Here is a 14,101-nt window from a genome sequence, read left to right on the forward strand (position 1 = left end):
AATTCTTACCAAAAAGGAGTCATTTTCTTCCAAAGACACAAACTTTTTTACACTACCTATGGAGATTCCTTAACCGTTTCAAGTTCATTTGTTAGAACATACGCATACTGATATTCTCCAGCCTCATTCACAGAGGTTTCACATCCAAATATGTAAGCATTTTTATCCAGAAAATAGTCCTGCAATTTATCGTAATAATCCTCAGTCCATTCCTGCAAAAACATCAGCGTCAGATTTCTATAAATATACTCCGTTTCCTTCAAAGGGTTATGTCTTTTATCTTCATATAGCTCCCAGCGAACTGTATTTGAAGCATCAGGCTGCGGCATATCCCCCAAACCTATGGCTTCAAGCATTCCGCTTTCCCACGGATCCGCTTCCGTTTCTCTTCCAATTGTACTGATGTCTGTGTCCAAACTGACTTTTACGGCAGAGCCTGTTTTTACTTCATTTTTCAAATCCACGTCGGCTTCTACCCTGTAAAGGCCTGTTGTCGAGCTCGGAGCTTGATCCGTATGCAGAATCTTACCTTGGTATCGGATTCCGTTTTTTTCAGCATCTACCTGCTCTCCATCAGTCATATTTTCTGCAAGTTCCTCTGTCACAAAAAATTCTATCTTATTGTTTGAAATGGCCGTGCCGACAAGGGAAATTTCTTCCACTGCCTTTTTCGTGGCCCAAGAATCACGATCAGTTAAAACAAGATATGTTCTTTCCCCTGTTTGGATATCCGGGCAGGCAGTAAAAATAAAAGTATTTCCGGCAGGTATATGCTGCCCTGTCTTTTCATACAGAAAATTTTCTAATTCATCCTGAGAATCGATTGCGGTACTGTAAGTGCGATCGGCCGAATCCGTATAACAATATACCGGGGTCAGTTCAATCTTCTTCTCTCCCGTATAGATAACAATGGATTGATGTTTCTCAAAATAATCCGGATCCATATAGTCCGCAATATCCGCAAACATAGAGCCATCTGCTTGCTCCCGGCCATAAACGGTATGCAGTCCGTACTCATTGATACTATGGACGGAATCCAGATAAATGGAGCCGGAAATACTCTCTTGCCCATTGATGTCGTGATAAAAGAAAAATTCATTATCGGCTGTATTCTGAACAATGGGATAATTCACATTCGTACCATTTATCACAAGCCATCCAATGACAGATCCATTGTCATTCATTAGGGTCCGCAAAAATTCAGGGACCTTATATGTCTCTTCTGTCAGCAAGGTATCTGTATCCGCGTCTGTCTCCCCAAATTCATTGAGATTGTTACTCAAAATATCCGCATTCTCTGCAGCGGAAACACCACTTAAGCCTTCATCGTCCGAATCCAGACTATTTGCAACGACATTATCCGGATCCGAGTCATCAACCCGTATGATATCAATGGTAAACGGTGCGGGAATCAAATCGCCGGTTTCGATTTCAAGCGGCAGAGGGATCAGATCCTTTATGGTCTCTGAAGCATTCTCCCTTGCCTCAATCGTTTCTTCATCATAATTTTGTCTCGGATAAATCAGGTAAATCTGATTATCGTACTCATATACCATGGGGGTATATTGGTTTAAATGGATGCAGGATGGCACCGTATGATCTCTCCCATATAGATTTTCCGCTTCCCGCATTAAATTATTGCTCATCTGGTCCGCATATGGGATTTCTTCCAGTTCCTGGCAGTTCTCATCATACAGAGGCTCACATCTGTCCGCCAGATATGTGTACAATTCCGCCAGATAATTTTCATATGGCAGTTCCGAAAAGGATATCTTCCATTTATGCTCCGTATATTGCTCCCCGGTCACACTGTCGATATCATCCTCTTCAGAAGTCTGACAGCTTACTTGAAAATTTTCGTTTGGCTGCGGCATGTCTGCCAAACCGATGGACTCCATGATCCCGTTCTCCCATGGATCCTCAGACAATGGTGCGGAAAGCATGCCGCATCCGGACAACACACCCATTGCACCGCAGGTTACCAATAAAAACATTAAGTGAATTTTTCTTTTCATGGCTTCAAGCTCCTCCTATCTTCATATTTCTATACGTCAATTATGGAACTTGAAACTAAGATATTGCCCACAGCAGCAAAAAATTTTTATTTAGCCGCTATTCCGTCTATATTTTCATTCATTTTTATTATTGTTTCACAATGTATGCTCATTGGTCTGCACCGCATGGGCCTTTTAAATTTTCAGTTAAACAGCCGTATGTCATGAAAGAGGAATGTCAGCTTATTGATCCGCTTGTTGATATGCCAGTGCCCGCAGTACCATTCCTTATAATCCAATCTGTCCTCAATCATGTCAAGCCAATTTTCCGTTGATTTATCCACTTTTGACTGGTCAATCCCCGGCAGGAAATGTTCCACCGGCTCATATTTGCGGGGACAGGTATGGGACAGCACCACGTCTACCTTCCAGCCAACTCGATCCAACTGCTGCTTCACATATTCCTTAATCTCGCCGGAAGGCTGTTCGTCCGAAAACCAGCGGTATCCCATCCGCAGACGGTATTCCTTGTCCACGCTGTAAGCTCCGCCGACGACCAGCACATCCTTTCCGCCAAGCCGGTAAATCTCCCCATCCTTTGCAAACAGCAGATTTGGGAATCGTTCTTCCTGATATATCATTCCGCCGTTCCACTGGATCAGTCTGTACCCGTCCAGTGTCTCCGGCCGCATTTCATGGTTGCCGTGTATCATCAGATAGGTCATCCGGGTACGGGATACGCCTGTTTTTCTGGCAGTGTCCCGTTCATCGCCAAAGTAATTCAATCCCGCATCCCCCAACACGATCATGACATCATCCCGCTTTGTCCCCATGGAGAAACAGAAGTCTCCGATCCGCCGGAAATCCCCGTGAGTATCTCCTGTAATATATACCGCCATTCTATCGCCGCCTCCCATCTGCTCAGCCATCCTCTAATCCCACAGGCTGTAAAACCATTTTGAAAACAGGTCAAATGCCTTATCTTCTGCAGCCTGGTAAGTACCATCATTATACTACAGGCAGCAGAAAAATACATTGAACCGCAGGTTGAATTGTCGCTGTGGATTCATAGGTACCGGAGTACTTCACAATACTTGATTTTAGGTCCATTGCCGGGTAGAATACCCATATAGAATCAATCGGAAGGAAGTGATCACCGTGAATTTGACTGCCATCAGCCGCTATATCAGCCTGATCCTGCGCCATAAGCCGGAAGTCATCGGCATTACCCTGGACGAACACGGGTGGGCCGACGTAAATGCGCTGATCCAGGGGATCAGGGAAACCAAGGAACCTGCCTTCTCCAGGGAACTGCTGGACGAAATCGTCCGCACCGACAGCAAACAACGCTATGCTTACAATGAAGACCATACATTGATCCGGGCCAGCCAGGGCCACTCCATTCCCGTGGATGCAGATCTGACGCAGGCCATGCCGCCTGAGATTCTCTGGCACGGTACCGGGGAGAAATATACCGCTTCTATTGAGGAAATCGGCCTGATCCCCAAAAGCCGGCTTTACGTCCACCTCTCCAAAGATATGGATACGGCCATTGCCGTAGGGAAGCGGCATGGAAAGCCTGTTGTCTATCAGGTTGCCGCCAGGCGTATGGCACAGGCCGGTTACGCCTTCTATCTTTCCGCGAACGGTGTATGGCTGACAAAAGAAGTTCCCGTGGAATTTCTTCAAAGACTTCCGCAGGAAGTATAAACAGTTATCAAAAAATGCGGGAGTATCCACGCAGCTCCCGCACCTCTTAGTTCCAATATGCTATGATTCCGATTTATTAATTATCACTCTAAGTCGGAAGCAGCGTCAAATTCTGCATATCCCGTCTCATACTCCACATAAATTGTGGCTGTATCATTGGAAACATATATTTTCTGCCCCACCTCAACACGGCTGCCGCACCAATCCTCCACAGGTTCCTGTCTGTTATCTACTTCTTTTACTTCGCCAACCTGCTCATAACCATCTGGGAGTGGGTGATCAAATCCATCCGCTGTATAGAAATAAATTACGCCATTATACATAATTTGCGGGCGCTGCACCTCGTCAGACGGATAACCGGTCGGAGTCAATTCTTCATTATTGTATGTACAGCCGCTGAAACTGAGCAGGCAAAACATGATCAAAAGAATTTCTATTCTCTTTTTCATATGATTCCTCCAGAATGTCTAATTTGTGAACCGTTTTATCCCCAAGTAAATGGAAATTCAGAGGCGAAATGTATCATTCTTATAATCGAACAAAATCAGGCCGCACTCTTTACAGATAAAGCCTGGAAAGTCTGTTCCCGTAAATGCCTTTCGGGCAATCATGACATCATCCTCACATTCAGGATTTAACGAAATTTTATGTTTTCTTTTGTTAAATGCGACAATCTTCGTTGTCTGTAAATAGCCCGATTTCATATCTTTTCCGCACTTAGGACATTTCATCAGCGCTGCTCCTTTCATCATCTCTTGGCGATCGAACATGGCATAACATATCTTTTTCACATGCACCAAATTGTGAGAAATTGGATTTTGCTTCTTTTAGTGTTATTCCATGATTAGAGTCGCTTGGCTCATTATCAGAAGTAATGAACGGGTCATTCTCCCAAAAACAAACGGGGCAAATATATCCGCAATCTTCATTTGCTGGAACATTGTAGGTAAAATATCCACAACAAGGACATTGATATTTTTTCATTCTATATTTTTCCCTCTCTCCTTTTGCAAATTAGAAATATATCATATTCTTATTCGTCTTAAAAGCACTCCAATAAAAGCCCCGATCTGGCAGTTTAAAAATGTATTGAGTTTATTCCACATAGAGTCCCGCTCCCTTTAACAGACATCAGCCCTCAAAATCATCATCCAGCAGCTGCACCTTCAAGACTTCCAGGATCCCGGCGGGAGATGTTTCCTGTACCAGTCCCGTAAAGGTAATCGAAATATTATCACCCTCTTCCAGGTCTTTGGGGCTGATTCTCGTCCCCCGCCACAGATAAGAGGTCTCCGCCATTATGGGAAAGGTAAATCTTCCCCTGAAATTAATATCATTGATCTCCATGCCCTGAACCGCTATGGAACTATCTGAAATATCGGTAATAACCGCATAGAACGTTTCGGTTCCGTAACTTCCTGCCGCTTCTTCTATCCGGTCATACGCTGTCTTATATCCGAACAGATATGCTCCGGCAGCAATAAAAATCATTAAAACTGCTGCCGCGGCATGTCGCACCGCTATTTTCCCATTCATCATACACACTCCGTTTTTACTTTCCCCATCATGGCATTCGTGCAGATAAAAACAATCAATCCGCCTTCGCATCCGTTTCCTCTGCCCCGGAAATTCCGCTTTCATCCAGCAGATCCGCCGGGACGGCACTGATGCACGCCTGCTCTTCTTTGCTTAAATCGTTATACCACGCAAGCCACCGGAGGGTATCTTCCGACAGTCCGCTTTTATCATGCCATCTTCCCGCAAAATAAACCCGGTTGTTATCCACGTACCGCCGCTCAAATACCAGCCATTTACCATCCATGCATACTTCCAGGGTTCCTTCCTCCGGCCCCCACTGATATCCATACCCAGCGCCGAAATTAGACTGGTTGTTTTCAGACGGCACTTCCGTCCGGTCCACCGCAGATGTGATCTCGCCGTCCATGACGCCGCAGCGGTCCGTAACCGTGCTTTCCCTTCCGGTGTCATAATACATCGCCCCGTCTGCCATAACCATCGGAATCCTGTCATTTAGCGGCGCTTCCCCGGATTTCAGCATGCTGCCCAAAAGCTCGCCAAGGGCTGGAGCCGGCTTGTAGATCTCCTGGTAGGACTGCTCCACATAATCCGTGCCGTTCATTTCGTAATGGAAAATCGTGTAAACACGGCCTTCGGTATCTTCAAAATGAATGGATGTATATGCATCCGCCTGCGGGACATCCTGCACAGACTGCAGGTTTGTTGGTTCCATGTCCGCCAGAATGGAAATCAGTTCGCCGATCTGTTCCCGGTTCTCACAGTCCGTAGCCACTCCGTCCCGTTCCACGGAAACCGTCCGCACCTGTTCCTCCGGCGGCAGCATGGCAGATTCCACCGCGGGAGACGGACTGCAGGCGGAGATTACCGCCGCGTAAACCATCCACATCATTCCGATAACTCCCTTTTTTAATCCATGGCCCATAATGCCCACCTCTACCTACAATGCAGTCTACAACATCCGGTTTCTTTAATAAAACTATATCATATTCCGGCACTCCGTGTATTACTTATGCCTTACATTTTATTAAAATCTCCGATTACATGACAGCGATCCACGGCACTTAAACTTCCAGTATCCCGTCATCCTGTATTTGCTTTTTGGAACCCTTTGGCGGCTTTCCACTCCGCGCAGGCGGAAGTTCCTCAAAGCAGCTATAAGCGGGATAGAATCGGTAAGGGATACGGATCCCGACAGCTCCGTATCTCTGCTTCAGTACGCAGACCTCCAGTTCCCGCGGGTTCTGCCCCTGCGCCTGAAAAACGTCAAAGTCCCTGGCTCCGACACCCCTGTACTGCATTCCCAGAACGGTATCACAGGAATATTCAATGCTCCCAGTGTCCTTATACGATCGGAGGGATACCGGCTGGTCGTAGCTTTCCCGGTTGAGGCTGCTGATCAGGACAACCGGCAGTGCCCTGGAATCACTCAGGGACTTAAGCACCCGCAGACTTTCATCTACTGCCTGTTTGTCGGTGAGGCTGCCTTTTCCTTCCGGTGCGGCAAGGATCTGCAGGTAGTCCACGATGACCACCGGAACAACCCCAAATGCGGCTATATAATTTTCCACATACTGTGCGATGTCCGCCGCAGTCCATGCCTTGGCCCCGCATTCTTCCACCGTAATGGTACAGCTGCGTTTTTCCACTTTCCCAGCGGCTTCTGCTACGGCCATCCATTCACGGTCCGTAAGCTTCATGAAAGCCGTACGGTTTCTCAGCTCACCGGATGTCCTTAACAATCCGGCGGAAGTTTCGTGCCAATCCATGTAAAGCTGCCTGCTGACAGCCTTTGCCGCCAGATCCACGGACTGCATTTCCAGGGAAAACACAATCACATGGGTTCCCCTTGCTGCCATTTGTTCCGCCATCTGCATCACATAGGTTGATTTTCCCAGGGACGGAACTGCGCCAAGGCAGTGAAGGCCGGCAGTCAGTCCGCCTCCAAGGCACCTGTCCAGTTCCGCGTATCCGGTCGGGCGGCAGGCTTCAAATACGGCGTCATCCGCCTTCCCAATCAGCGCTGCCACATTAGACAGACGCTTCCGCGTATTCCGTTCCCGGAAAACAGTTAAGTCATCGTTAGTCATATGGTCATCTCCTTCTTACATTTTATAAAAACGGCCGTCGTGCCTTCCAATGCGTCCGGCTTAGGAGGCGGTCAGGGGCGTGGATGCAACACGCACCCGCCTCCGTACCAGAACCCCATGGTTTTACTTCGTTTTATAAGCAGTTGGCGGCCATGATCCCTTATGTTGGATAATACGCCCGCCCGGCAGATTCGGCAGCGCACCGCATTTACGGCCCAGGCTATCCATTTCCTCACGCCCTCACCAATACCGCCGCCGGAGCACAAGGGCCAAGGCGCAGTCGGGCTCCCGTGCCCGGACGGAGCCGCAGGCCCTGCAGTTACCTACAGTTACCTACTGGTAACTACATCCCAAAAACCGGTACCCGGAAAACCCTTATTTTATCAGCAAAATTGCCCCATTACGTTCTTTGCGGGAATCACCACTTTTCGGTGGTCTAATCACCACTTTTCGGTGGTTCAATCATCACTTTTCGGTGGTCTCTCCCAACAGGATTTCCACCCCTGTAATAGCATTTCCTTCCCTGGTTTCCGAATATCCCGCAATGTAACCGGCCTGCCGGAAGGCATCCAGTATCTGTTTGACTGCCTTATGTACTTTGGCCCGTTTGTTAAGCCAGGAGGATCTTGACGCGAAATCCTCCTCTCTGTATCCCAATTCGGCAAACATCCCCTTCTCACGCTGGGTTTTCCTGTCATACCACTCATAACGGATACGACGGCTGTAGACCGTGGCTTTTTCCTTTTTCATCCGGGCAATCCGCTTCAGCAGATACCGCTTCAGGATAACATTCTCATCCGTATCCGGCAGGAACCCTCCCGTAGAAGCTAACAGCTCGATCGGGACACTAATCATCTGCTTTATTCTTTCGGCATATGCATAAAGTGCGGGCAATTCCAGCAGCCTGTACCCTTCCACAACCGTCTGATTGCCGGACTGTATTTCCACGCTTGATACCGGCAGGAAATAGCTCCGGTACTTTGCTGTTTCATTCTTTTCGATTAATTTTCTGGCCCTCAGCTCATTCGTACAGTCAATCGTAATCAGGATAAGCCGCAGTTTCTCCACGCTTTCCTTCAGCCTGGCGATTTTTTGTGCCGTAATGTCCTGGTCCATGTTGCCGGACATGACCCGGATGACGGTCTGCAGTGAAAATGTCTGGTATCCGCTTTTATACAGCGTATAGAACGCATCCATGACAGCCATATCATACGGAGAAATATCATTGCATGACAGCTGTATGTTTTTGTCATGGCACAGATTGACCAGAGTTACGACCTTCCGGCTGGGAAGGGTGGAAACCCGGATCATCTGTTTTTCCGCCAGCCCCTTGTTAACAGTCAGCATATTTGCCACCTTACAGTTATTCATGCATTCCTTTTTGACTTTTATCGATCCGCCCATGTTGATCCTCCTCATGTTTAGTCTTTCTACCTATAATGGTGGGCGCGATAAAGCCAAAATTGGTTTTTTCTTTCAAAAAAATAAAAAGCAGACGAAATTAGTCGCTTCGCCTGCTCTTTTTTCCTGCATTTCTTGTTTTATTGTTTTATGACTGGTGCACAGCTTAAATTACCATTTCATCAAAAAGGTCAAACTCTAACTTTTTTACACCACTGCTGTTCCAATTTCATTCGATCCATCAGTTTCTTCCAGCTAATCTCATTCTCCTGCTTCTCAGCCTGGCGCTCTTCTTCTGTCATCGTCTCACGTTCCGCTTGCAGCTCGGCACGAATTTCCTCCAACTCCTTTTTAGCTTTCGTATAATAAGCGTTTGCAAAACGCCAGACCCCGCATAAATACGGGATTCTTTTCCCAAATAAAATAACTCCTCACTGATTTGTGGTAAAATTGAGTTGTCCAAAAACAATCCACCATCCGCCAGAAAGGAGTTGTACCTATATGATAACATACAAACAGCTTTCTTTGGCAGATATTTTTACTGATTGCCAAAATAAATTTGATAACGGCAAATATGAGTTCCTTTCCATACTCGATCTTCCCCATAAACTTAAATACCCATCCATAGAATGTGCCGCTTGGGTTTACTTTGATTGTTGCTATAAAGCGATCCTTATCATAGGTTGGCCCAGGGACATTCTCTCCGTAATGGTCAATGATAACGCGCATAAGCTCATTATCACACAGCAACTCAACATCCAGTGTACCTTCCGATGCAAACATATCAATCATTATATTGGTGTATGGAGCTACATCAAAATTTTCAAGCTGAGCAACCCCTGTTGTTGAGGCCTCAAAGCCTGCCAGACGATCTACACGGAAGTGGGCGACTCTGTTATGCTTATGTGAGTAGCCAATCAAGTATAATGGTCACGTTTCAGGATTTTTTCTTTTGTCTGAGTGTATTCATAGTATTGGAATTCGATTTGACGATGCTCCAAGATAGCAGAATAAATACTGTCGATTATGTATTAAACTTTTTCATTTCCTGGTTTTACGCGGCTGGATAAGCTGGCGAGCCCCTTGAGCTGTTCTGCCTGATGGATACTCGTCAAACACCCCAGCTTCTGTACCAGCGCCTCCGATTTTTTCGCAGAAATAATTTTAGAAGAAGCCACCGCATTCGCCATCATTTTTAATTCCGGGTATTCAAAAAGCCTGCTTCCAATGAAATACTGATTTTGTGTACTTTTGACTATCACAATATCAAACCTAGCCGTAATCAAAGCGTTCAAATCAGCATAGACCGTTTAGCGCACTGCCTGAATGCCTCATTCTTTCAAGTAAGCAGTAATGTCTGTAACAGTAGCAGGATGGTTTTCATCTGTATGCTGATAAAGATAGCGAAGCATTTCAACAACTCTGATATTGCCTTGGCTTTGCATAGTTCCCCCTCCTTTGCTGGTATGATAAAAAGTCAGCGTCCTCCCGAAGCATTTTTCCCCATGTTGATGTCCAGCACCCCTCTGGGTGGCTGGATCAGGGCATCCTCATATTGGCACTTCCACTGAATCTCCCGACACATCTGGCCATCCGCCACGCCGTCTATGGTTTCACCATCCTTAATGGGGTTATCATGTTCCAGAATGTAGGACGCCACATTATAGGCATGGTTTACCACCCAATTTGGGTCCATGTCGTGGAAGTGGTACTGGAGATCCGGCAAAAACAGGGTGCTCATGCCCACCGTGTCGATGAGCATATCCTCCGTACCCTCAATGTTGAAGAATCGGACATTGACGCCAAAGCGGATGAACCGATCCGGGCCCTCAATCTGATGGGAGCGCACATCCTCTGCCAGAAACAGCTTGCCGCAGTTCTGGAAATAGAATGCTTCGCATGAGGGGTACAGCTCCGCCAGAGCCTCCAAGAAGTCGGCGTCCAGGTTGGCCCGCTCCAGCGCCGGAAGCGCCGCAGCCAGCATATCAGTGGCCACCACCTGATACCGGCACTCCCGGAAAATCCGCTCTCGGTCCTCCTGGCAGTCCCACATCTGACTCAACAAAAAGGCATCAAAGCCTTTGCCCTTGAACTTGTCGCATTTCATCACCATCAGCTGTACCGGGCACTTGCCGTCCTGAAATTCCGCTATATGATCCAGAGCGGCAAAGCCAGCCATTTTTTTATCATAACAGAAGCACTCTGTTGCTCCGATGTGTTTCACCATTACGGCAGTCATTTTCTCTTTGTCCGGCATGGGCACCGGTTCTTTGAACAGCATTTGTATGAGATAGGGGCCTCCGGGCTGGGGGCCTTTTTTGTCATCCAGGTTTTGCTGGAATACTTTATTACTCATTTGGTCTCCACCTCCTGACAAATCCTCTTTAATAATCAAGCAGGATGGGCACCTGCTGTTCCTCGGCAAACCGCATGGCACTCCAGAACATGGAGAAGGCAAACTTGGCCAGGGATTGGGTGTCATACTGGGTGTGTTCCGGGATGTCCGCCTTGCTGTACTGTCCATCCGGGCCTATGGTTCCATCTATCGGGTATCCCTCAGTGTCTGCCCAATCAAGGATGGCATCCTCATCGGCCTGCCATGCCAGCTGGTTTAGTTTTTCCAGCTCCTTCCGCAGTCCGCCCAGGGTGGCGATCATCGCCTGATTATCGGTGGGCAGAGGCGCCTGGAAGAAGAAGGCATCCGCCAGAGGCAGCCACCAGGTAACTCCGCGGAACAAGGACCACACCCGCTCCTCGTCCGATGCAAGACGGGCGACCAGAGGATGCTCCCCGAAGTTCCAGCCTTTCTCCACGGTGGAAGGCACCGGCTCATCGTATGTATGGCAGGCGGCCACCAGCAGCATAGCGCCGAAGGCGTCCCAATCCGGCTTGTCGGTGTAATAGGGCTTCTCATTGTCCTCGGGCCAGGGGGTGTAGGGGGGCTGGCCCGGCTGAGAAATGGCGCTCAAGATTTGATCCCGCCAGTTCTCCACCGCCGCCTGGACCTCAGCCGGGGACATTTCTTCCTCGTTATCAGCAGCTCCTCCATCCGGCGTGATTTTTTGAAAGCCCCATCCATTTTCTTCCGCCCACTGCTGAACAACAGTTTTCCAGTTGTGAGAATAGTACCGGGTCAATGTTCCGGCGTAGATGTCAAGTCCCATAGTGATGCCTCCTTTTTTGCTTGGTCAAAGCCGTTCCAGGGTACAGTCGTGCCCGGAATGGTCCGTATCCAAAATGATTTCCACAATGGTGTCCATAGTCTCTTTCCCGAGATTACGAACGCTTTTTTCATAGGCCAGCCACTGGATGTGGATGGGTTGTCCATGCTCATGCCGCCCAAAACCGCCCCGGAGAATATCGTTGAAAGCGTTCAGGTTCCGACCGATCTTCCAGTCCAAACCGAATGTAAATACCCGCTCCACCTCGTCATAAAACCCGGCCATGTTAGAAAAGCGGCGGCCGTCGATGGTGAACACCTCTCTTATGTCCATATAAACGGCTCCTTTAAGTGGTATTTCTCCATGATCTTATTTTCCAGAGTTTCATAGGCATCCATATCCTCTGGCTGCGCTGGAATACCCTTGTCCCCCAACCAGTAACCGTTCCCATAGTAAAAAAACATAGCCCAGTAATAAGGCAAGTCATGGCTGAATATCGCCACTCCCAAGGCATCGGTCACTGGCTCTGCCAGCGGTGAGCGTTCCACGATCTGGGAGGCTTCCTCATAGGAGATCCCCACCAGTTCCACCAGCAGGCGCTTCACCAATTCGCAGAAGCTGTACTGGTTGAATATGACCTGACCATCCTCATCTTTGAACACAAGTCCATCTCTCACCATGGTATTTCTCTCCGTTTCTTAACCTGCATCCTTGGCTTGGGCATAGTCTCGTCAAGTCATTTCATACAGTAGGGCAATGTCGCCCCGCACCAGTTCCAGATGGGAGCGCAGCGTTTCAAGCCCGCTTTGCACCGCCTCGGTGGGCAGATCCCAGTCTGGGGCAATTTCAGCGGCCAGCTCCGGGAGGTCCTGCTCCCGCAGGGCTGCCAGCACATTAGACGCCAACTCTCCCTTCAGCAGAGCGCAGTCCAGGGTGTCCTCCGCCTGGGGAGCAGGAAAACGGACATCCAGATCCAGCTCGCTCTCACACCAATCCCAGATGGCCATATAGACCGCGCCGGAGCAGTCACCGTTGGACAGTTCCTGCCGCTGGCCGTCTTTGAGTAGATAAAAGGATGCGATCTGTGACATGGTGGTTCCTCCTGTATGTTATTCTTTTTCCATCAGCCCTTCTGCCTGCATCCGGATCACATAGAAGGCCCGCACCCAGTCCAGCCCCTGCTCCATGGAGTCCTCCAAAGCCAGCAGGCGGCGCTTTCCCAGCCTGCGGTCCAGAAGGGCAAAGACACGGACAAGCGGATTCTCGCTGGTAAGGCTTTTCTCGATGCTCTGGTTGTCAAATTCGTGAAATGCCTCATAGAAAAAAATGTTGTCAAAACAGGCGTCGTTCAGCGTCCCTTCATGGGCCATCCGGAAGGGGGCCTTCGGGTCGTCCTCTCCGACACCCTCCCGCCGCAGGGCCTGATATCTGTTCCAGTAGTTCTGTTCATAAGCGTAGTAGTTACTTCGCAGCACCTCCACGCCGTCCAGTCGAATGGCCGCCCGGCCTGTTTGGTCATGGCTTTCCCAGTAACTGGTGGCAAAATACTGGATGCGGCCCCGGAGCGCCGGGCACAGGTAGTCATTCTCCAGTTTGTTTCGGATTCCGTTCCAGGTTGACATAGGTACTTGTTTCCTTTCTGATGTCGTTGCGGGCGTTGCCCTTTCCGCAGAATTTGCCTTTTGTGTTTGAAGTGTTATCCGTTGAATCCGCCGACTTCAATTTTATATTTGCAGTCGACCTCGATACAAACTAAATGTCCCATGAAATAGTCGGGTTCCGCATCCAAATCGATGTAAAAGCCAGTTTCACTTCCATTTACAAATATTGTTACATTGTTTACGAATAGTGCTTTTACAAACTCATCTTCTGAAATCTTCCCATCTGCTTCCAGCGTTCCATCTTCGATCATTTCATTCACGACGTCTATACAGTCATCGTTCTCATCCAAAAATGCTCGGATAATGGTATCTTTATGGTCATTGACCCAATTTACCTTTTCCAAAACGATATCGCCTATATTTCCCTCTGTGCTCTGAAACTCAAGGAGAATTTTAGTCTTTCTATCCCATACGGTCCATTCTCCAACATGAAAGCCGAGTTTGCGGTCAAATACAAATTCCGTATTCCCCAAAATGATTTTATCCGGCATTTCGACCCTTTTCTTCAAAAACAGTCCCATAATACACCTCTAAAAGTTCCAATTTAT

At 48.1% G+C, this 14,101-nt stretch carries 17 protein-coding genes and 1 pseudogene; 1 reads left to right on the forward strand and 17 read right to left on the reverse strand.

Features of this window, described 5'->3' with window-relative positions:
• Positions 1–56: 56 nt before the first annotated feature.
• Positions 57–2,015, reverse strand: coding sequence for a sortase (locus tag DW757_RS10345; protein WP_118751647.1), 1,959 nt, complete (start codon positions 2,013–2,015; stop codon positions 57–59).
• 182 nt (positions 2,016–2,197) lie between these two features.
• Positions 2,198–2,893, reverse strand: coding sequence for a metallophosphoesterase (locus DW757_RS10350; protein WP_015574041.1), 696 nt, complete (start codon positions 2,891–2,893; stop codon positions 2,198–2,200).
• A 259-nt stretch (positions 2,894–3,152) separates the two neighbouring features.
• On the opposite strand from DW757_RS10350, the gene DW757_RS10355 reads away from it, so the two are divergent.
• Positions 3,153–3,704, forward strand: a complete 552-nt coding sequence (locus DW757_RS10355; protein ID WP_347559983.1) for an RNA 2'-phosphotransferase — start codon at positions 3,153–3,155, stop codon at positions 3,702–3,704.
• A gap of 83 nt (positions 3,705–3,787) precedes the next feature.
• Here the strand turns inward: DW757_RS10355 and DW757_RS10360 are convergent, their stop codons facing one another.
• From DW757_RS10360 to DW757_RS10430, 15 genes and pseudogenes are all read right to left on the reverse strand, one after another.
• Entirely contained in the window at positions 3,788–4,153 is a 366-nt protein-coding gene (locus DW757_RS10360) for a hypothetical protein (RefSeq protein ID WP_015574040.1), read from the reverse strand.
• Positions 4,154–4,210: 57 nt separating this feature from the next.
• The gene (locus tag DW757_RS17695) at positions 4,211–4,474 is read right to left on the reverse strand and encodes a PF20097 family protein (RefSeq protein WP_347559985.1); all 264 of its coding nucleotides are present in this window, start codon (positions 4,472–4,474) and stop codon (positions 4,211–4,213) included.
• On the reverse strand, positions 4,422–4,688 hold the full coding sequence (locus tag DW757_RS10370; RefSeq protein ID WP_118751650.1) for a CPCC family cysteine-rich protein: 267 nt from the start codon (positions 4,686–4,688) through the stop codon (positions 4,422–4,424). The genes DW757_RS17695 and DW757_RS10370 overlap by 53 nt, the downstream gene beginning before the upstream one ends.
• 147 nt (positions 4,689–4,835) lie before the next feature.
• Positions 4,836–5,243 carry a DUF3221 domain-containing protein gene (locus DW757_RS10375; protein WP_182433289.1) on the reverse strand — a complete coding sequence of 136 codons (408 nt, stop codon included), beginning with the start codon at positions 5,241–5,243 and terminating at the stop codon, positions 4,836–4,838.
• 52 nt (positions 5,244–5,295) lie between these two features.
• Positions 5,296–6,165: a DUF5301 domain-containing protein gene (locus DW757_RS10380; protein WP_118751651.1), complete on the reverse strand. Its 870-nt coding sequence runs from the start codon at positions 6,163–6,165 to the stop codon at positions 5,296–5,298.
• A gap of 139 nt (positions 6,166–6,304) precedes the next feature.
• Positions 6,305–7,330: a DnaB-like helicase C-terminal domain-containing protein gene (locus DW757_RS10385; RefSeq protein ID WP_118751652.1), complete on the reverse strand. Its 1,026-nt coding sequence runs from the start codon at positions 7,328–7,330 to the stop codon at positions 6,305–6,307.
• Between the two features lie 465 nt (positions 7,331–7,795).
• Positions 7,796–8,734, reverse strand: coding sequence for a hypothetical protein (locus DW757_RS10390; RefSeq protein ID WP_118751653.1), 939 nt, complete (start codon positions 8,732–8,734; stop codon positions 7,796–7,798).
• Positions 8,735–9,322: 588 nt separating this feature from the next.
• Positions 9,323–10,176: pseudogene (locus DW757_RS18030) on the reverse strand (WYL domain-containing protein); the annotation flags it as partial.
• Between the two features lie 32 nt (positions 10,177–10,208).
• Positions 10,209–11,087: a DUF4261 domain-containing protein gene (locus DW757_RS10400; protein ID WP_118751654.1), complete on the reverse strand. Its 879-nt coding sequence runs from the start codon at positions 11,085–11,087 to the stop codon at positions 10,209–10,211.
• Positions 11,088–11,115: 28 nt separating this feature from the next.
• The gene (locus DW757_RS10405; protein ID WP_118751655.1) at positions 11,116–11,895 is read right to left on the reverse strand and encodes a hypothetical protein; all 780 of its coding nucleotides are present in this window, start codon (positions 11,893–11,895) and stop codon (positions 11,116–11,118) included.
• Positions 11,896–11,919: 24 nt separating this feature from the next.
• Positions 11,920–12,225, reverse strand: coding sequence for a barstar family protein (locus tag DW757_RS10410; protein WP_118751656.1), 306 nt, complete (start codon positions 12,223–12,225; stop codon positions 11,920–11,922).
• Positions 12,216–12,572, reverse strand: a complete 357-nt coding sequence (locus DW757_RS10415; RefSeq protein ID WP_118751657.1) for a hypothetical protein — start codon at positions 12,570–12,572, stop codon at positions 12,216–12,218. The genes DW757_RS10410 and DW757_RS10415 overlap by 10 nt, the downstream gene beginning before the upstream one ends.
• A 51-nt stretch (positions 12,573–12,623) precedes the next feature.
• Positions 12,624–12,983, reverse strand: coding sequence for a hypothetical protein (locus DW757_RS10420; protein WP_087347283.1), 360 nt, complete (start codon positions 12,981–12,983; stop codon positions 12,624–12,626).
• Between the two features lie 18 nt (positions 12,984–13,001).
• On the reverse strand, positions 13,002–13,514 hold the full coding sequence (locus tag DW757_RS10425) for a hypothetical protein (protein ID WP_118751658.1): 513 nt from the start codon (positions 13,512–13,514) through the stop codon (positions 13,002–13,004).
• A 74-nt stretch (positions 13,515–13,588) separates the two neighbouring features.
• On the reverse strand, positions 13,589–14,074 hold the full coding sequence (locus DW757_RS10430) for a DUF2262 domain-containing protein (protein ID WP_021630239.1): 486 nt from the start codon (positions 14,072–14,074) through the stop codon (positions 13,589–13,591).
• Positions 14,075–14,101 lie beyond the last annotated feature (27 nt).

This window comes from Clostridium sp. AM29-11AC (assembly GCF_003480545.1).
GTDB lineage: Bacteria > Bacillota > Clostridia > Lachnospirales > Lachnospiraceae > Otoolea > Otoolea saccharolyticum_A.

Coding starts and splice junctions, on each gene's coding strand:
- DW757_RS10405 (WP_118751655.1), bottom strand. CDS start 11,895: ATGGGACTTGACATCTACGCCGGAACATTGACCCGGTACTATTCTCAC.
- DW757_RS10430 (WP_021630239.1), bottom strand. CDS start 14,074: ATGGGACTGTTTTTGAAGAAAAGGGTCGAAATGCCGGATAAAATCATT.
- DW757_RS10350 (WP_015574041.1), bottom strand. CDS start 2,893: ATGGCGGTATATATTACAGGAGATACTCACGGGGATTTCCGGCGGATC.
- DW757_RS10385 (WP_118751652.1), bottom strand. CDS start 7,330: ATGACTAACGATGACTTAACTGTTTTCCGGGAACGGAATACGCGGAAG.
- DW757_RS10360 (WP_015574040.1), bottom strand. CDS start 4,153: ATGAAAAAGAGAATAGAAATTCTTTTGATCATGTTTTGCCTGCTCAGT.
- DW757_RS10400 (WP_118751654.1), bottom strand. CDS start 11,087: ATGAGTAATAAAGTATTCCAGCAAAACCTGGATGACAAAAAAGGCCCC.
- DW757_RS10425 (WP_118751658.1), bottom strand. CDS start 13,514: ATGTCAACCTGGAACGGAATCCGAAACAAACTGGAGAATGACTACCTG.
- DW757_RS10370 (WP_118751650.1), bottom strand. CDS start 4,688: ATGAAAAAATATCAATGTCCTTGTTGTGGATATTTTACCTACAATGTT.
- DW757_RS10380 (WP_118751651.1), bottom strand. CDS start 6,165: ATGGGCCATGGATTAAAAAAGGGAGTTATCGGAATGATGTGGATGGTT.
- DW757_RS10420 (WP_087347283.1), bottom strand. CDS start 12,983: ATGTCACAGATCGCATCCTTTTATCTACTCAAAGACGGCCAGCGGCAG.
- DW757_RS10345 (WP_118751647.1), bottom strand. CDS start 2,015: ATGAAAAGAAAAATTCACTTAATGTTTTTATTGGTAACCTGCGGTGCA.
- DW757_RS10415 (WP_118751657.1), bottom strand. CDS start 12,572: ATGGTGAGAGATGGACTTGTGTTCAAAGATGAGGATGGTCAGGTCATA.
- DW757_RS10390 (WP_118751653.1), bottom strand. CDS start 8,734: ATGGGCGGATCGATAAAAGTCAAAAAGGAATGCATGAATAACTGTAAG.
- DW757_RS10375 (WP_182433289.1), bottom strand. CDS start 5,243: ATGATGAATGGGAAAATAGCGGTGCGACATGCCGCGGCAGCAGTTTTA.
- DW757_RS10410 (WP_118751656.1), bottom strand. CDS start 12,225: ATGGACATAAGAGAGGTGTTCACCATCGACGGCCGCCGCTTTTCTAAC.
- DW757_RS17695 (WP_347559985.1), bottom strand. CDS start 4,474: ATGTTCGATCGCCAAGAGATGATGAAAGGAGCAGCGCTGATGAAATGT.